Source organism: Metasolibacillus fluoroglycofenilyticus, assembly GCF_003049645.1.
Classification (GTDB): Bacteria; Bacillota; Bacilli; order Bacillales_A; family Planococcaceae; genus Metasolibacillus; species Metasolibacillus fluoroglycofenilyticus.
On record NZ_PYWK01000001.1, the window covers coordinates 722,341 to 739,886 of the forward strand.

At 38.7% G+C, this 17,546-nt stretch carries 22 protein-coding genes; 16 read left to right on the forward strand and 6 right to left on the reverse strand.

Going from position 1 to position 17,546, the window contains the following annotated elements; translation table 11 throughout:
- Positions 1-3: 3 nt before the first annotated feature.
- Entirely contained in the window at positions 4-444 is a 441-nt protein-coding gene (locus tag C9J36_RS03105; protein WP_268807842.1) for a MarR family winged helix-turn-helix transcriptional regulator, read from the reverse strand.
- 190 nt (positions 445-634) lie between these two features.
- Between C9J36_RS03105 and C9J36_RS03110 the strand changes: the two genes are divergently transcribed.
- From C9J36_RS03110 to C9J36_RS03140, 7 genes are all read left to right on the forward strand, one after another.
- The gene (locus C9J36_RS03110) at positions 635-1,417 is read left to right on the forward strand and encodes an SDR family NAD(P)-dependent oxidoreductase (RefSeq protein ID WP_066169597.1); all 783 of its coding nucleotides are present in this window, start codon (positions 635-637) and stop codon (positions 1,415-1,417) included.
- Between the two features lie 132 nt (positions 1,418-1,549).
- Positions 1,550-1,954, forward strand: a complete 405-nt coding sequence (locus C9J36_RS03115) for a CidA/LrgA family protein (protein WP_107942209.1) — start codon at positions 1,550-1,552, stop codon at positions 1,952-1,954.
- Complete coding sequence (locus C9J36_RS03120) at positions 1,917-2,606, forward strand: LrgB family protein (protein ID WP_107943068.1); 690 nt, start codon at positions 1,917-1,919, stop codon at positions 2,604-2,606. Before C9J36_RS03115 ends, C9J36_RS03120 begins: the two co-directional genes overlap by 38 nt.
- Positions 2,607-2,636: 30 nt before the next feature.
- The gene (locus C9J36_RS03125; RefSeq protein WP_107942210.1) at positions 2,637-3,596 is read left to right on the forward strand and encodes an NAD(P)H-dependent flavin oxidoreductase; all 960 of its coding nucleotides are present in this window, start codon (positions 2,637-2,639) and stop codon (positions 3,594-3,596) included.
- 20 nt (positions 3,597-3,616) lie between these two features.
- On the forward strand, positions 3,617-3,889 hold the full coding sequence (locus C9J36_RS03130; RefSeq protein WP_066169604.1) for a UPF0223 family protein: 273 nt from the start codon (positions 3,617-3,619) through the stop codon (positions 3,887-3,889).
- A gap of 47 nt (positions 3,890-3,936) precedes the next feature.
- The gene (locus C9J36_RS03135; RefSeq protein WP_066169608.1) at positions 3,937-4,089 is read left to right on the forward strand and encodes a YpzG family protein; all 153 of its coding nucleotides are present in this window, start codon (positions 3,937-3,939) and stop codon (positions 4,087-4,089) included.
- A 79-nt stretch (positions 4,090-4,168) separates the two neighbouring features.
- Positions 4,169-4,603, forward strand: coding sequence for a GNAT family N-acetyltransferase (locus C9J36_RS03140; protein ID WP_107942211.1), 435 nt, complete (start codon positions 4,169-4,171; stop codon positions 4,601-4,603).
- A 345-nt stretch (positions 4,604-4,948) separates the two neighbouring features.
- Here C9J36_RS03140 and C9J36_RS03145 read toward each other — a convergent pair whose 3' ends face one another.
- Entirely contained in the window at positions 4,949-5,467 is a 519-nt protein-coding gene (locus C9J36_RS03145) for a TetR/AcrR family transcriptional regulator C-terminal domain-containing protein (protein ID WP_107942212.1), read from the reverse strand.
- Between the two features lie 101 nt (positions 5,468-5,568).
- Between C9J36_RS03145 and C9J36_RS03150 the strand changes: the two genes are divergently transcribed.
- Complete coding sequence (locus tag C9J36_RS03150; RefSeq protein ID WP_107942213.1) at positions 5,569-6,387, forward strand: SDR family oxidoreductase; 819 nt, start codon at positions 5,569-5,571, stop codon at positions 6,385-6,387.
- A 326-nt stretch (positions 6,388-6,713) separates the two neighbouring features.
- A complete protein-coding gene (locus tag C9J36_RS03155; RefSeq protein ID WP_107942214.1) occupies positions 6,714-8,195 on the forward strand; it encodes a DASS family sodium-coupled anion symporter in 1,482 nt (493 codons plus the stop codon).
- 418 nt (positions 8,196-8,613) lie between these two features.
- Here the strand turns inward: C9J36_RS03155 and C9J36_RS03160 are convergent, their stop codons facing one another.
- A complete protein-coding gene (locus C9J36_RS03160) occupies positions 8,614-9,231 on the reverse strand; it encodes a YktB family protein (protein ID WP_107942215.1) in 618 nt (205 codons plus the stop codon).
- Positions 9,232-9,328: 97 nt separating this feature from the next.
- Here C9J36_RS03160 and C9J36_RS03165 point away from each other — a divergent pair, with 97 nt between their 5' ends.
- The gene (locus C9J36_RS03165) at positions 9,329-9,526 is read left to right on the forward strand and encodes a hypothetical protein (RefSeq protein WP_066169624.1); all 198 of its coding nucleotides are present in this window, start codon (positions 9,329-9,331) and stop codon (positions 9,524-9,526) included.
- A gap of 116 nt (positions 9,527-9,642) precedes the next feature.
- A complete protein-coding gene (locus tag C9J36_RS03170; protein ID WP_107942216.1) occupies positions 9,643-10,434 on the forward strand; it encodes an inositol monophosphatase family protein in 792 nt (263 codons plus the stop codon).
- Positions 10,435-10,560: 126 nt separating this feature from the next.
- On the opposite strand, the gene C9J36_RS03175 is transcribed toward C9J36_RS03170, so the two are convergent.
- Positions 10,561-10,776, reverse strand: coding sequence for a DUF5325 family protein (locus tag C9J36_RS03175; protein WP_066169629.1), 216 nt, complete (start codon positions 10,774-10,776; stop codon positions 10,561-10,563).
- A 122-nt stretch (positions 10,777-10,898) separates the two neighbouring features.
- Here C9J36_RS03175 and typA point away from each other — a divergent pair, with 122 nt between their 5' ends.
- Positions 10,899-12,749, forward strand: coding sequence for a translational GTPase TypA (typA, locus tag C9J36_RS03180; RefSeq protein ID WP_107942217.1), 1,851 nt, complete (start codon positions 10,899-10,901; stop codon positions 12,747-12,749).
- Between the two features lie 29 nt (positions 12,750-12,778).
- Positions 12,779-13,183, forward strand: coding sequence for a YlaH-like family protein (locus C9J36_RS03185; RefSeq protein ID WP_430010622.1), 405 nt, complete (start codon positions 12,779-12,781; stop codon positions 13,181-13,183).
- Positions 13,184-13,481: 298 nt separating this feature from the next.
- Here C9J36_RS03185 and C9J36_RS03190 read toward each other — a convergent pair whose 3' ends face one another.
- Positions 13,482-13,991 carry a DUF3231 family protein gene (locus C9J36_RS03190; protein ID WP_107942218.1) on the reverse strand — a complete coding sequence of 170 codons (510 nt, stop codon included), beginning with the start codon at positions 13,989-13,991 and terminating at the stop codon, positions 13,482-13,484.
- 712 nt (positions 13,992-14,703) lie between these two features.
- Between C9J36_RS03190 and C9J36_RS03195 the strand changes: the two genes are divergently transcribed.
- The 3 genes from C9J36_RS03195 to C9J36_RS03205 are packed head-to-tail and all read left to right on the forward strand — an operon-like array spanning position 14,704 to position 17,252.
- Positions 14,704-15,699: an ABC transporter substrate-binding protein gene (locus C9J36_RS03195; RefSeq protein WP_107942219.1), complete on the forward strand. Its 996-nt coding sequence runs from the start codon at positions 14,704-14,706 to the stop codon at positions 15,697-15,699.
- A gap of 1 nt (position 15,700) precedes the next feature.
- Positions 15,701-16,471: an ABC transporter ATP-binding protein gene (locus C9J36_RS03200; RefSeq protein WP_107942220.1), complete on the forward strand. Its 771-nt coding sequence runs from the start codon at positions 15,701-15,703 to the stop codon at positions 16,469-16,471.
- Entirely contained in the window at positions 16,407-17,252 is an 846-nt protein-coding gene (locus C9J36_RS03205; RefSeq protein WP_107942221.1) for an ABC transporter permease, read from the forward strand. The genes C9J36_RS03200 and C9J36_RS03205 overlap by 65 nt, the downstream gene beginning before the upstream one ends.
- 87 nt (positions 17,253-17,339) lie before the next feature.
- Here C9J36_RS03205 and C9J36_RS03210 read toward each other — a convergent pair whose 3' ends face one another.
- A complete protein-coding gene (locus C9J36_RS03210) occupies positions 17,340-17,543 on the reverse strand; it encodes a YlaI family protein (RefSeq protein ID WP_107942222.1) in 204 nt (67 codons plus the stop codon).
- Positions 17,544-17,546 lie beyond the last annotated feature (3 nt).

The window sequence follows — 17,546 nt, forward strand, 5'->3', positions numbered from 1 at the left end:
ACCTCACAACCTTGAAATTGAATTTTGTTCCGATTGGAAATTCACTTTATTTAACAATTGCATTAACTGCTCACATTCTTCAGGCGTAAAGGCTTGTAAATATTCTTGCTCAAAGCGCTGTATTGTTGCTGCGATTTCTGGATAGCGCTCCAAGCCCTCGTCAGACAGTTTCACTATTTTCTCACGCTTATCCTCACTCGGTACGACTGTCAACCAACCTAATTCACATAGGCGATTCACTGTACGCGTAATTGTGGGTGCTTCAACGTTTAAATATTTCCATATCTCAGTTAATGACATTTCTCCATGCTTTTCCACGCAAAAAATGATGGTCCATTGGGAAGAAAATAAATGATAGCTTTTTAATACAGCATTCAATTCCTTATTTAAAAGACGAGTTTTTTGAAAAAATAAATGAAATAGTGGATGAAACAATTTATACACCTTCTTTTTTATTAATTTTGTGTGATAAGTAAATAGATAAAGTGTTTACCTAGATAAATATATCATAAAATACTTACCTAAGTAAATATTCTGCAATATAATTGACATCATAATAGAACCAAACAGATGAAATGTTTACGGAATTTTCATATAATTATAGATGGAGATGATTAAATAGGGGGAATTGGGAATGGAATTAGGTTTACAAGGAAAAGTAGCTATCATTACAGGGGCAAGCAAAGGAATTGGCTATTATACAGCGCTACAACTTGCGCAAGAAGGGGCATCAGTTGTGCTTTGTGCACGTGGAGAAAAGCAGTTAGAGGTTGCTGCTGCTGCAATTAAAGAAAAAACAGGAGCAGATGTATTAATCGTACCTGCTGATATGACGAAGGAAAAGCACTGTCAAGAGGTAGTGGAAAAAACAGTCGAGCATTTTGGACGACTTGATATATTAGTCAATAATGCAGGGACTTCTTCTGCCAATCCTTTTGAGCAGGTAGGGAGCGAGCTTTGGCAAAGTGATTTAGATTTAAAACTATTTGGTGCAGTGCATTGTTCAAAAGCAGCATTACCGCATTTCAAAGCAGTCGGCGGTGGCTCAATTATTAATGTGACAGCCGTATTAGCAAAAACACCACCTGCTTCATCCTTACCGACAACTGTTAGCCGTGCAGCAGGGCTTGCTTTAACGAAAGCAATGAGCAAGGATTTAGGTAAATATAATGTTCGTGTAAATGCGGTATGTATTGGACTTATTCGCAGTGACCAAATTGAAAAACGCTGGAAAAATGATGCACCAAATTTATCATGGGAGGAATACTCACAAAAAGTGGGAGAAGGAATTCCTTTAGGGCGCATCGGAAATACAGAGGAGGCCGCCAATGTTATTACATTTTTAGCTTCAGATGCATCTTCTTATGTAACAGGTACTTCAATAAATATTGATGGTGGTTCAGGTGGGGCATTATAGCGCCACCTTTTCTTTTCATCCTAGTTATACGCTTAGTCGATAAAAATTATCAGTGGGGGTAAAGCAATCCCACTGTCTAGACAGAGTATTTCGAAAGGCGTACAATATGGGGGAAGAAAAGAGGTTCTAGCTATGCAAATTATTCGAACAATTGCCCAAATCGGCATATTAACAATCTATTATTACTTAGGTGTCCTAATAGTTAATGTGACAAATATTTTTATTCCTGCAAGTATTATTGGATTAATTTTATTATGGCTATCATTATATTTTAAGCTAATAAAAGTACAGTTCATTCAAGACGGCGCAACATTTTTCTTAGCGTTTTTAACATTGTTTTTTATTCCATCAACAGTTGGAGTAGTCAATCACCCAGAGCTACTAACGAAGGCAGGCTTTTATTTAATTTTAGCGGTTATTATTAGCACGCTCATTACGATAGCAGTGACAGGTAAGTGGAGTGGCTGGGTTGAGAAAAAGGAAGCGGCAGGTGAGCAAAATGCTAGGGAGCATGCAAGCACTACTCGCCATCGTTAGTACGATTGGCTTATTTTTAGTATATCAAAGACTTTATATGAAATGGAGTAAGCCTTATTTGCTTCCTATATTAATAACAGCTATTACGCTCATCATATTGCTCATCGTATTTAAAATTCCATATGCTACATATATGCAAGGAGGACAATGGATTCATAAGATGCTTGGACCTGCTGTTGTAGCGCTAGCTTATCCGCTATACAACCAGCGCAAGCTTGTTTTCCAATATAAATACTCCATCATTTCGAGCTTAATTGTTGCCATGTTCTCAGGATTAATCAGTGTCTTTTTACTGTTGAAAGGTTTTAAAGCATCACAGGCATTTATACTGACAGCATTGCCGAAATCCTTGACGACACCTATTGCCATGCAGGTGAGTGAAACAATTGATGGCATTGTGCCATTATCTGCATTACTTGTTATGATTGCAGGATTTACAGGTGCACTTTTAGGACCGGTTGTTTATAAGCTAGTTAAAATTGATACGGCAATTAGCCGCGGTGTTTCATTAGGCAGTGCCTCACATGGTGTGGGCGTATCAAAGTTGACCGAGTACGGCGAAAAGGATGTATCGATTGGTTCGCTAGCAATGGGCTTGAGTGCTGTACTTGGCGCATTTATTTGTCCATTATTTGCAATGGTGTTTTTATAATATTTCCGAGGAAATAAAGGGGGATTTTTTGTGAAGTGGGAGACACGTGTAACGAGGCTTTTAAATATTGATTATCCAATTATTCAAGGAGGGCTTGCCTATTTAGCTTATGCTGATTTAGCGGTGGCCGTATCGAATGCGGGTGGACTCGGACAAATTACTGCTATGAGTTTAGCAACAGCCGATGATTTACGCCGGGAAATTGAAAAGGTACGCACATTGACAGATAAGCCATTCGGTGTTAATTATGCAATTGGTCAGCATGGTAAAGGCTATGAAGAGATGGTTAAGGTCGCAGCAGAAATGGAAGTGCCTGTTGTAACAATTACAGGGGGCAACCCCGCGCCAATTTTTGACTTGCTACAAGGTGCACCCTGTAAAAAGCTTGTTCTTGTGGCGGCACGCCGCCAAGCACAAAAGGCAGAGGAACTTGGTGCCGATGCAGTAATGGTCGTGGGACAAGAAGGTGGTGGTCATTTAGGTCGTGACGATGTAGGTACAATGGTGCTAGTACCGCAAGTAGTGGACCATGTTTCCATTCCAGTTATCGCTTCGGGAGGCATTGGTGATGGGCGTGGTTGGATGGCTGCACATGCACTAGGCGCAGATGGAATCGAAATGGGTACACGCTTTATTGCTACGAAGGAATGTACCTATGCATCAGAAGCGTATAAAGAGGCACTTATTCGTAGTGCAGAATATGATACAACAGTGATTAAACGCTCCATCGGTGCACCGGCACGCGCATTACGCAATGAATTTACAGAGCATATTTTACAAGTGGAGCGTGAAACACCAACGTATGAAGCGTTAAAGGAGCTCATTAGCGGAAGGGCTAATCGACGTTTCATTTATGACGGAAAGGATACAGAAGGCTTCGGTTGGGCTGGTCAAGTTGCAGGCTTAATTCAGGATGTGCCAACAGTTGCTGAGTTAATCGAGCGAATGGTTGCAGAGGCAGCCTCTATTCGTGTAAAATGGGGCGAATAATGAAAAGGTAGGTTAGTGAAATGGAATATTCTTATCCACTATCAACAGACTGGTCAACGCAAGAAATGGTTGATGTTGTGCATTTTTTCGAAGTCGTCGAGGCAGCTTATGAAAAAGGCATTAAGCGTGAGGAAATTATAGCAAAATATCACCGCTTCAAGGAAATTGTTCCTTCACAAGCAGAGGAAAAAACCATTTTCCGCGATTTTGAAAGGGCAAGTGGCTATGTCAGCTATAAAGTTGTCAAGGAGGCGAAAGAATCAGCGGATGGTGTGATGATTCGCATTAAATAAGCACATACTAATAACGATTTCACTTTTGAACAGAGGAGGCGGAAGGAATGAGTAAGAAGGATGAACTAGACCCAAAATCTCAAAAAATCCACCAGAACTGGACGAGAAACAAGCAGCAAAAATCTCAAGTAAATGGTGAAACAGAGGTAACACTCCACAACCAAATGCTGAGAACCGCTGCCAAATCCAAACAGCTCTAGCTTCTAACTAAAGTGAATGGCAGCCTTCATAGGCGAGAAATCGTTTATGAAGGCTTTTGATTTTAAGGGGGAATATATAATGATTCAGTTTAAAGAAATAGATAGAAAAAACTTTTGGGATGTTATTGATTTAAAGGTAGCAGAGGAGCAAAAAGATTTTGTTGCATCGAATCTATTTTCACTTGCACAGGCAAAAGCCTATCCAGAATGTATTTGTCTAGCAATTTATGCAGATGAAGTGCTTGTAGGCTTTGTCATGTATTGTTTAGATGAGGACGACCATGAATATTGGATTTATCGTTTAATGATTGATGAGAAATTCCAAGGGAAAGGCTATGGCAAAGAGGCAATGAAGAAGTTGATTGCACACATTCAGGAAGATACAAGGCACAATGTTATTTATTTAAGCTTTGAGCCAGAGAATAATTTAGCGAAAGGTTTATATGAAAAATTAGGCTTTAAACCAGATGGCCGTGTAATCGATGGGGAGATTGTTTATTGCTTGAATTATTAGGGAAAGAGTATTGAAATTCATTTAGGTTAAAAGACCTAATTCGCTCATAAGAGATGTGAAATCGCTCATAAGAGGTGGAAATTCGCTCATAAAAAGAAGAAATCGCTCATAAAACGACCAAAATCGCTCATAAAGAAAAGCAACGTGGCGCTACAAGTTTTTGCTGGTAGGCTGCGCTGCTTTTTGTCGAATTCTTTTATTTGCTCGACATTAACGATATAGCCACAATGACTGAAGTGATTATCTAGTTTTTTCGATATGTGGTAGCTTGTTAAAGATTGAAAATTCATTTACATAAAATATTGGTAGTTCAACTAGATGCATAGCACGTTGTTAAAATTATCTCTATAAAATTCGAAAATCAGCAATACTTGATAAGTCATTTGCAATTACTTTGATTGGTTTTTGGCAGTCGTTTTTAATCCATTCAATCATGTAGCCCATTGTTCCATAGGCAGTGAAGGTAGTGAATGCCTCGTGTTTTAAATGAATAGCAAGCGCTTCATACAAATAATGAAATAAGCGATTTTTAAAATGCTCCTCATTTACGAGCTTTTTATAAAATAGGCGATTGTTAAAAATATGCTCGCAAATTTTTGTCGTTGTTTGGAGGGGGCTTGTATTGCGATTTGTATTTCCATAATAATGGGAAGCTAGTTCCTTCAATTTTTCTTCTGTTATAGTGTATAAAACTTCGTATTTATCTTGAAAATGCAAATAAAAGGTCGAACGATTAATGCCTGCTTGTGTTGCAATTTGCTTCACTGATATTTTTTCAGGGGAATATAGCTTTAATAGTTCCTTGTAAGAAGTAAGAATATATTGTCTAATTGTTGGTTGTTCGATAATCTGTCGCTCATTCATATGTTCAGCTCCTTATATAGACACTTTACTATACAATGTCGTTTGAAGGGGAAGAAAAAGCTAGTTAAAATGAAAGTAATTTAACTATTGGGGGTAAACAAATGACAAAAGTATATGTAATTACCGGCGGTACAGGTGGTATGGGAAAAGCGATAGCAATGCGCTTAGCAAAAGGGAATTCATTTTTATTAGCAGATATGAATGAAGAGCGTTTGGCACAAACCACAGAACAATTAAAAGCGATAGGTGCAACGACTGTTGAGTATATGGTTGCAGATGTTTCGAAGCGAGAATCAGTGAAAGCGCTTGCGGACAAAACGGCTTCAATGGGAGAGCTAGCTAGTCTTGTTCATACGGCAGGGGTTTCCCCAACGATGGCTGATTGGCAAAAGATTATGGAAATTAATGCATTAGGAACAGCCTATATTTTAGATGAGTTTATTAAAATTGCAGGGCCAAATACTTCAGCGGTAATGATTTCGTCAATGAGTGCACATATGGTTCCGGCAACACCAGAAATGCGTGTGGTATTAAAAAATCCATTAGCGGAAAACTTTATGCCGACAATGGAGCAAATGACACAAGGCACTACACAAGCCTCTTATCCATTGTCAAAGCTATCTGTTATTGAAATGGTAAAGGATTTAGCGTGGGCTTGGGGAGAAAAGGGAGCGCGTTTAAATTCTATTTCGCCAGGCACAATTGATACGGCGATGGGGCGTCAAGAAAAACAGCAAAGTGAACAAATGGCTGTCTTATTAGCGCATACGCCATTGCGTCGTGAAGGAGATGCAGATGAAATTGCAAAAGCAGTAGAATTCCTTTTAAGTGATGCAGCCTCGTATATTACAGGCACTGACCTTTTAGTCGATGGTGGAACAATCGCTAATATGGAGCGTATGCGTCAAGCAATGCAATAAATCGCTAATACAGCATGAGATGCGCTTTTTCCCTTTTCATTTAAGAGAGTAGCGAAGGATAAAAAGGAAATGCACGATATATGTTATTAAGAGAATAAACAAAAGGGGAAGTTGTATGATGCAACTTCTCTTTTTTGTGGACAGATAATTCTTAAAGAAAGTTTGCTAATCAATTTGTTTTTTGGGTAAAGAGAGAATAGCGTAATTAATTAAAATTCATGAGAAACGAATAATTGGTTATTATTAATATATCAGGTAAACGGTTTTTATTTAGTCAATGGTTTATTTTGTATTTTTAAAATTTATAGTAGGGGAAGTGGTTGACGATGGCGGATGAAATAACAAAAAAACGTAATTTGAAGTCTCTTTGGATTGTGTTAGCATTTGTTTCTTTATTTGTGATTGTGCTTTTACCAGAGACAGAGGCACTACCCATTGCGGGACAACGTGCATTAGCTATTTTAGCGTTTGCCGTTATATTATGGGTGACTGAGGCAGTGCCATACCCCGTGAGTTCGGCGATGATTTTAGCGTTAATTGCTGTTTTATTAGGATTGGCACCGAGCATGGAGGACGCTACCGTATCGATGGGGACTAACAATGCCTTGAAGCTAGCATTAGTTGGCTTCAGTAGCTCCTCTGTTGCGTTAGTGGGGGCAGCCTTATTTTTAGCTACAGCTATGCAGATTACGAATTTACACAAACGTATTGCTTTATGGGTTTTGTCGATGGTTGGGACAAAAACAAAGGCGCTTGTATTTGGGGCAATTTTAGTATCGATTGTTCTAGCTTTTGTTGTACCGAGTGCGACAGCGCGCGCTGGGGCTGTTGTACCAATCTTATTAGGGGTTGTTGCCGCATTCGGATTAGCGAAGGAAAGTAAGCTAGCCGCATTGCTAATTATTACAGCGACACAAGCGGTTTCGATATGGAATATCGGAATTAAAACAGCAGCTGCACAAAACCTTGTTGCTTTAGGCTTTATCAATTCAGAATTCGATGTCAATATTTCATGGGGAGAATGGTTCCTATATGCTGCTCCATTTTCTATTATTATGTCCTTTGTTTTATTTTTTGTCATGATTAAATTAATTAAGCCTGAAACAGATAATATTACAGGTGGTAGAGATGTGATTAGAGAGCAATTGGAGGAGCTTGGAACCTTAAAACGCAAGGAAATTACCTTAATTATTGTTTCTCTTTTATTGTTATTTTTCTGGGCTACAGAAGGAAAGTTCCACCCGTTTGATACAGCGACGATTACCATTTTAGCGATTGCTTTCTTACTTCTTCCAAAAATAGGCGTGTTTACATGGAAGGAAGCTTCCGCTCGTATTGATTGGGGTACGCTTATTGTATTTGCTGTAGGGATTTCGCTAGGTACAACGTTGTTAAATACGAAAGGGGCAGCATGGCTGTCTGATACTATTTTTGGCACGCTTGGCTTACAATCAATGCCGATTATCGCGACAATCGCATTAGTTACTGTATTTAATATCGTTATCCACTTAGGTTTTGCATCTGCGACAAGTTTAGCATCGGCTTTAATCCCAGTATTTATTGCCCTTGCTTTGAGCTTGCCGATGCCTGTTGAAAATCAAATTGGTTTTGTACTTATTCAGCAGTTCGTTATTTGCTTTGGCTTTTTGCTACCTGTCAGTGCGCCACAAAATATGCTTGCTTATGGCACAGGTACATTTACAACTAAGGATTTCTTAAAGTCAGGTATTCCGTTGACGCTCGTAGGTTTCATTTTAATTTTATTATTCAGTGCTACTTATTGGAAATGGCTAGGACTATTACCTTAATGGCGTAGTATTTTCTATGCCGAGTAACTTTTTAGTAAATATTTATGATAAAAGATATACCTACTCAAAAAAATTGTTGTGCTTTTTGGATAGCCCTATCATAACAGCAACAAATTTTTTCTATCAGAAGTGTATGGGTGATTTTAATTTTTCACTTTAAGTTAAGGTAAAAGCTGATAAATTTAGTGTTTATTTCTTTTTCAAATTGTTATATCTTTTATGAAACGAGGCTGGGACAAAAAGAAAAAATGTTAGACCGCAATCTAATTAGTCTAACATTCTTTTGATTTAAGACGGAATATTTAACTCCATAAAGCGGAAAAATTGTTATCTATTTTCGTCATTTTTCGAAATAATAAAGTTATGTCCCAGCCTCGCTCTCATTTTATCACTACTTTGTGCATATTAAATAATAGCGCTATTTTCCAATAATCGTATTGTAAATTGGTAATAATGCACCGAAGGTTTCTTCAGCAAATGTTAAAAATTCATCAGCCGTCATTGTAGTAGCTTGCTCAATCGTTAAATGGCGCCCTACTAAAAACTCACCCTTTTTTACATCGCGCAAGCGCTGTAGTAGTTTCTGTAGCTTTTCTTTGTCCAAGCTTTCAACATGTGGTGACATATGATCACCTGAAATGACGAAATCATTTTTCAGCTTCTCGAATTTTTTTATATTCGCAAGCAAGCGTTCCGCCATTTCGGCCTTTTGAGGTGCTTCGTAAATAACAGCAACAACGATGAAAAGATGCGTCCCCCATAAGCCGATTTGGAAATGTGGCAATGCTTTATAACCGCGTTTATAAGGGGCAAAGGCAACCCAAGAATCCTTTGGAGGATTGATTGTGCGGCGTGCATGCTTTGCAACATGCGGGAAAAATTCATCGCCAGTTTTAGCGCTAAAATATGTAGCGAAATGCTCGCCTAAGAGGTGAAATTTTGGTCGAATAATTGTTGTTAATGCTTGCATTCTTTCATCTAGGCCTTCAATTGAAAATACTTGAAAATCTTCATTAGTCCACTGCACTTTTTCCATTTTATTTGAACTCCTTTTAAAATTGAGGTTTATTTTATTTATTTTTTGGGAAAATAGTAATAACACTAAAAATCAAACTAGGAGGAGCGTGACAAGTATGAAACAGATGATTAAGATTATACGCAAGGTTGATGTTGAAAAGCAATATGAATACATTTTAAGATTAGAGCTTGATTACGAGCTAGCTTCCTTGTTTGAGGCAATGCAAGTTAAAAATGAAAAAGAAATGGATAAATCGAAAAAGCGCCTAAAAGAAATTCAAGAAGAGCTGGAAAGTTTACATGCCTATGAATAAGCATAAATCGAATCTAAAATAAAAAATCACTTGCTAAAAATATTAGATAGCAAGTGATTTTTGTTATACTTAATATATAGTGGGATAGTTGGAAATGGGAAGGGTGGTACATAGTGATGGATTTACAGCAATTAGATTTATTTGCGAAAACGATTATTAAACAGGCAGGGCAGAGAATTCGCAATGCATTTTCCTATGATTTAAAAATTGAAACGAAATCAAATGCAAATGATTTAGTGACAAATATTGACCGAGAAACAGAATTATTTTTCATTGAAAAAATTAAGGCATTTGATGCTTCACATAAAATTTTAGGCGAAGAAGGTATGGGGGAAAAGGTAGAATCATTAGATGGGGTTGTATGGATTATTGACCCAATCGATGGCACAATGAACTTCGTCAAGCAGCATCGCCATTTTATGATTACGATTGGTATATTCGTTGACGGTATTGGAAAACTAGGCTACATATTCGATGTGATGCGCGAGGATTTATTTTGTGCTGCTGTAGGACAAGGGGCTTGGTATAATGATACGCCACTGCGCAAGCTAAAGCCTGTGAAATTAGAGGAATCTGTTATTGGAATCAATACAGTATGGGTGACGCCTAATAAAAAGGTTAATCATGAAAAGTTAATTGAACTTGTGCGAATGGTACGCGGGACAAGGTCATATGGTGCGGCGGCAATGGAAATCGCCTTTGTTGTTAGTGGCAAGTTGGATGCCTATTTGTCTATGCGCCTTTCCCCTTGGGATGTTGCAGGCGGCATTATTATCGCGCAGGAGGTTGGCGCATTGGCAAGCAATTTAAAGGGGCAGCCATTTAATTTATTAACTACAGATACGTTTATGATTGCTAACCCATCAATTCATGGAGAGATTTTAGCGCAGTATGTGGAGTTGAAGTGAAAAGAGGAATTTCCCTCGCAAGCTTGAAAAAATTTGGACTAGAGTTAGACGAGGCGTCATTGATAAATAGTATCGCCTATATAATGAAAAATAGCGCGAGAAATCAATTTTTTCTCGCGCTGTTTTTTATAATAACCCTTGCTCTTTAAATTTACGCTTTGTTTTGAAAGCCATGATAAAGATGGCGCACACAGCGATGACACAGGCGATAACGCCGATAATGCCTGCTTTATCATATTCAGTGCCTGTTACGCCGATTAGCGATACAGAAAAGCCGATGCCAACCATTGACAAAATGGCAGCTAATGCATAAATGAACATGACAAATTTTGCTTTATTCACAATTTTTACCTCCAAACTATCCTCTATATGAAACCAGTTCAATCAATTGACAAAGACAATTAACTATTCTTATGCTATAATATCACAGTTAAACATTCGAAAAAAGAATATGGAGTGGAATAATGACAAACTTACGTCAAGATTTACGTAATATCGCGATTATCGCACACGTTGACCATGGAAAAACAACTTTAGTAGACCAATTATTAAAACAATCGGGGACATTCCGTTCAAATGAGCAAGTGGAAGAGCGCGCAATGGACTCAGGTGATATTGAACGCGAGCGCGGCATTACAATCCTTGCTAAAAATACAGCAGTAAATTATGAAGGCAAACGCATTAACATTTTAGATACACCGGGGCATGCTGACTTTGGTGGTGAGGTTGAACGTATTTTAAAAATGGTAGATGGCGTTATTTTAGTAGTGGACGCTTATGAAGGCTGTATGCCTCAAACACGCTTTGTATTAAAAAAAGCATTGGAACAAAATTTAACACCAATCGTTGTTGTCAACAAAGTGGATAAAGATTCAGCTCGTCCGACAGAAGTAGTGGACGAGGTGCTTGAATTATTAATCGAGCTCGATGCAAACGACGACCAGCTGGACTTCCCAGTTGTTTATGCATCGGGTGTAAATGGTACAGCAAGCCTTGATTCAAATCCTGCAAAGCAAGAGGAAAATATGAAATGCTTGTTTGAGCAAATTATTGAGCACATTCCAGCACCGATTGATAACTCAGATGAGCCATTACAATTCCAAGTAGCTCTTTTAGATTATAATGATTTCGTAGGCCGTATCGGTATCGGACGTGTTGCGCGCGGAACAATTTCCGTTGGTCAGCAAGTATCATTGATGAAGCTTGATGGTACGGTGAAAAACTTCCGTGTAACAAAAATTTTCGGTTTCTTTGGCTTAAAGCGAGAAGAAATCCAAACAGCTAAAGCAGGCGATTTAATTGCTGTATCTGGTATGGAAGCAATTAATGTAGGGGAAACTGTATGCCCTGTGGAGCACCCAGAGGCATTGCCACCATTACGCATCGATGAGCCAACATTGCAAATGACGTTTTTAGTGAATAACTCACCTTTTGCAGGACGTGAAGGAAAATGGATTACTTCTTCAAAAATTGAGGAGCGTTTGCGTGCACAATTGCAGACGGACGTGTCGCTACGTGTAGAAGATACAGATTCGCCTGATGCATGGACAGTATCTGGACGCGGAGAGTTGCATTTATCGATTTTAATCGAAAACATGCGCCGCGAAGGCTTTGAGCTACAAGTATCGAAGCCACAAGTAATTATCCGTGAAGTGGATGGCGTCAAATGTGAGCCAATCGAGCGTGTACAAATTGATGTACCTGAAGATTGTGTAGGCTCAGTAATCGAGTCACTTGGTACACGTAAAGGTGAAATGCTTGATATGGTGAACAACGGTAACGGACAAGTGCGCCTTATTTTCAACGTGCCAGCACGTGGATTAATTGGCTATACGACAGAATTTATGTCCATTACAAAAGGCTATGGCATCATCAACCATACATTTGATTCATACAAGCCAGTTGTACAAGGTAAAGTAGGCGGACGACACCAAGGCGTGCTTGTTTCAATGGAAAATGGTAAATCGACAACTTATGGTATGATGCAGGTAGAGGATCGTGGTACATTATTCGTTGAGCCGGGCACAGAAGTGTATGAAGGCATGATTGTTGGCGAAAATACGCGTGAAAACGATATTACCGTAAATATTACAAAAATGAAGCAAAAAACGAATATTCGCTCTGCTACGAAAGACCAAACAAATGTCATTAAAAAGCCTCGCATTATGACATTAGAGGAAGCGCTAGAATATTTAAGCGATGATGAGTATTTAGAAGTAACGCCAGAGTCAATTCGTTTACGTAAGCAAATTTTAGATAAAAACGAACGTGAACGCATTGCGAAAAAGAAAAAATACGCGGAAATGGAGCAATAATTTCGCGTGAATATGTGAAAGGATGAGTAATGTTGTTGAATTTAGCACCATACTTGATTCAAGCATCTACATCTGTTGCAACGATTAATGACAAGAAAGTATACGAAAGCATGTCAGGAATTACGCGTTTTATTTATGAATATTTTGCAAGTATCGATGCGAATGGCGTAGTAGATTATACAGTTCCCGGATATATTACGCTGTTAGTAATTTTTGCTTTATCGGCACTAGTATTTAAACTAGGCTTTGCACGTGAGCTGCCGTTAATGAAAAATATAATTATTTATACATTTCTATTTGTAGGTTGTATTTTATTAACATTCTTTGCTTTCTTCCTACCGATGATTGAAGGTTTAGTCATCGCCGCGTTAATTTTAATTATTTATAAAACACGCTTATGGCGAGAAAAGCGCGAGCAGGCTACTGGAGAATAATGAGTAAAGATAATCTACAAGAGAGGGCGATTTTACTACTTTATTAAACGAAGTAGAAAAATTAATCTCTTAATAAAACAGATGGGGCGTCCCCAAAGCGTGCTAAGCACTGTTTTGGGACGTTTTTTGTGTTTCATGAAAGGATAGTTGGATGTCCTCAGAAATGTAGTAAACACTGAATTTAGCCATTTTACAGCGAGGTAAATAATGAAACAAGTTAAAGGTAAATTTTCATTGCATTGAAAGAAGGTGCCGCTTTTTGCACAGCACCTCTGTTTTTTCATTTTTTAATGGCTTTTTATTTCTTTGGATAATTTAAGTGTAATGGTGGAGGCACAAGCCAGCCCTTTGTTTTATTTAAGCGTAATAATTTCGCACCAAGTAAAGCTTTTGCAGTGTGAAATTGACCATACATTAATGCAACATCCTCCCTAGTTGAAGTACCCATAGCTTGGCTACATGCAACTAATCCAGCGGCAATATCGAGACTAAGTGCTGCACTTATTTCGGGATCATTAAACTTTGCCCCTGGAGGAATATCTTCTAATCTTGCTACAGGTCGCTCAGGAGGAGCTGGTGGTAAACCAATGCCATTTACTTTTAGTATTTTTTCTAACTGCTTTATTTCTTCTTTACAAACATCAATAATGTCTTCTACTACTTTTTTTAAATCTTCGTCGCCAGCGTGATTATAAAATGTTTGATAACCAGCAATCATGCCGTAATCTGCCGCTAAACTTGACCAAATACTAAATATTTCCCCATAATGTAATGGCTCTTCTTTTGGATTTCCAGTAAGTATTCCCATACTACACTTCCTTTTCTTATTTTTTCAAACAAGGATAGTATGGTTGGAATACAAAAAATAATTCATTAGAGCTAAATTTGAAATATCATTCTAATTTTAATTAATCCACACGTTTTCGAATAATGCTTAAATCAATTACGCTTCGGCTAATTTTCATCTAGATTTTTTGAACTTATTCAAAATAATACCTTTATCTCACCGTCTATAGGTGGCGTGATGAACACAAGCCTTAGACCGATTCCAAACATCTGCTAATAAAGAGGAATTCAGTCTAAAGCCACCGCATCTTGCGGGAACGACAGAATGATAAACAATGTGTTGGCCCAAACTCCAGTGGATGTCACAGGGCGTGACAGTTTTAGGCTAATCTTCATCAATTAGCTTGAAAAAATCTGAACACGGGGCTATCCAAAAGCTGTGCATAGTCGACATTTTGGATAGTAGCGATTATGTTTCACAAAATGGTGATTCATATACACAGAAAACGCCTCTTTTAAAAATGGGATAAACATTGGCTTTAGCAGCGTTACCCTTCAGTAAAAGGGAAGCGATGAAAACATTTATTTTAATGCGGTGTCAAAACAAAATGGATTTTTCAGACAACTCCGACTTGATAGCAGTTTTGCTAGGTTATTTCATGTGAGCGCACATTTTTTTCCTCCAGTGCATACGCTACTCTAGATATAACAGTCGCATGTGGGGAGGTTTGACAATGCTTAGACGTAGGACGGTAAGTTTTCTTGTGATGCTATCGTGCTTATTACTCCTAACAATGGGTGCTTGTAAGGAGGAGGAGCTAAAGGAAGTTCGGGTTGGGGAGGTGACACGCTCTATTTTTTATGCACCACTTTATGTAGCTATTGAGGAAGGGTTTTTTGAGGACGAAGGCTTGAAAATTGATTTAAGGACGATTGCAGGCGGCGATAAGACGATGACAGCATTATTATCAGATGGTATTGATGTAGCACTTGTAGGCTCGGAAACTTCAATTTATGTGAATGCACAAGAAGCAAATGATGCCATTATTAATTTTGCTCAATTGACACAAACGGATGGCACATTTTTAGTAGCGAGAGAGAAGATTGACGATTTTTCGTGGGAAATGTTGAAAGGCTCTGTTTTTCTTGGGCAACGTAAAGGTGGAATGCCTCAAATGGCTGGGGAATATGTGCTCAGAAAGCATGACATTGACCCACATAATGATTTAGAGCTCATTCAAAACATTGATTTTGCGAATGTTGCGACAGCCTTCGCTTCAGGCACAGGCGATTTTGTACAATTGTTTGAGCCAACTGCTAGCTTATTTGAGCTGGAAGGTGTTGGGTATATCGTCGCTTCTTTTGGTGCACAATCAGGGCATTTGCCATACACTACTTTCATGTCAAAGAAAAGTTATCTAGAGAAGCAAGCAGCCACTGCGGAAAGCTTTACACGCGCCATTCAAAAAGCGCAAAATTGGGTGTATGCGAACAGCGCAGAAGATGTTGCCAAATCCATTGCCCCTTATTTTGAAAATACTGAGATCACATTAATTGCTACGGTTGTAGAACGTTATCGTTCACAGGAATCATATGCTAAAAACCCTATTTTAGATGAGGCAGAATGGAAGCTGCTGCAAGATGTTATGGAGCAGGCAGGCGAGCTACCACGAAGGATGGATTACAATGAGTTGGTCGATAATTCATTTGCTGAGAAAGCAATGAATTAATATGGCGATACTAACAGTTAATCATATACATCATACGTATTTTTCCAAAGAGGTAGCAACGGAGGCATTGCATAATGTTCATTTCTCTGTTGCGCCGGGTGAATTTGTTTCCATTTTAGGTGCTAGCGGCTGCGGAAAATCTACGTTACTTTCAATTATTGCAGGCTTGCTTGAACCAACGGCAGGCGATGTTACATTTGCGGTCGATGACCAAAATACATCCATTGGCTATATGCTACAGCAAGACTATTTATTTCCGTGGAAAACAATCGAGGAAAATGTCGTGCTTGGTTTGAAATTATTAAAGTGTGATGAAATGCAGGCTAAAAATATGGCGCATCAATTATTGCAGGCTGTAGGTTTGCCAAATATCGAAAAGAAATTTCCAAGACAGCTATCGGGAGGCATGCGACAACGGGTCGCTTTAGCACGAACATTAGCAGTGGACCCTAAAATATTATTGCTGGATGAACCTTTTTCAGCGCTCGATTATAAATCGAAATTAAAGCTGGAGGATTTAGTTTGTGCGATGTTAAAAAGCTATGAAAAGACAGCTATTTTAGTGACACATGATATTGGCGAAGCCATCGCCATGAGTGACCGAATCATTTTAATGAGTGCCAAGCCGGGGACGATTCATAAGATTTTCGATGTGCCACTAGAATTAGCAGCTTTAACACCATTTGAGGCTCGCACACATTCGAGCTATGGCGGGTTTTTTCAAAGCATTTGGAAGGAGCTTGAAAGCCTTGAACATTCAACTTCTCCATGAGCAGTATAGAGCATTGTTAAGAAAAGAAAAGCGACTCGTTCGGTGCTTTCAATTATTGATTATCATTGGCTTTATTGGACTATGGGAGATGGCCTCACAAATGCGCTGGATTGACCCGCTTATTTTTAGCGCTCCTTCAAAAGTGTGGCATCTGTTTATTGAGAAATGGTCTGATGGAACGCTAATGTCCCATGTTAATATTACATTATTTGAAACGGTACTTGGCTTTATTATAGGTACATTACTCGGTACAATCATCGCAGCTATTTTATGGTGGTCTCCGTTTTTCTCAAAAGTAGCAGACCCTTATCTCGTTGTGCTAAATGCCATGCCGAAAGTAGCGCTAGGTCCTATTTTAATTGTAGCAATGGGGCCAGGCATGCCCTCTATTATTACAATGGGTGCGATTATTTCCGTTATTATTTCCACGATTGTCATTTATACAGCTTTTACTGAAGTGGATGCTAATTATGTGAAGGTGCTACAAACATTTAACGCAAATCGCGCGCAAATTTTTAAAGAGGCAATATTGCCAGCGTCATTTCCTACCATTATTTCGACATTGAAAGTGAATGTTGGATTATCATGGGTTGGCGTAATTGTTGGGGAGTTCCTTGTATCAGCCAAAGGGTTAGGCTATTTGATTATTTACGGCTTCCAAGTATTTAATTTTAATCTTGTTTTTTTAGCCCTAATGATTATTGCTGTATTTGCAACGATTATGTATCAGCTTGTTGAGTTGATGGAAAGAAAGCTTGTGAAAAAGGGGGAGACGGGGTAGCTATCAGGTCATTTGACGATTATTCCCTATATAGAGTGAGGCTGTCTAGCAAGTGGATTTGTGAGACAGCCTCGTTTTTGATTTTAATTAAAATTCCTCATCAAATTTTGAAGATGTGCGGAAAAATCGGAATTTTCCTGTAGCGAGCCTTTTTTCTGTATTGTTGGCAATGCGTGTATAGCAAGGATCGCACATATACGTATGGATTGGTCGATTGCGCAGCTTCTTAGCGAGGGGTAAATCGTCCTCAAGCTGCTGTACTGTATCACAAATGACACATTTAACACGCATAAC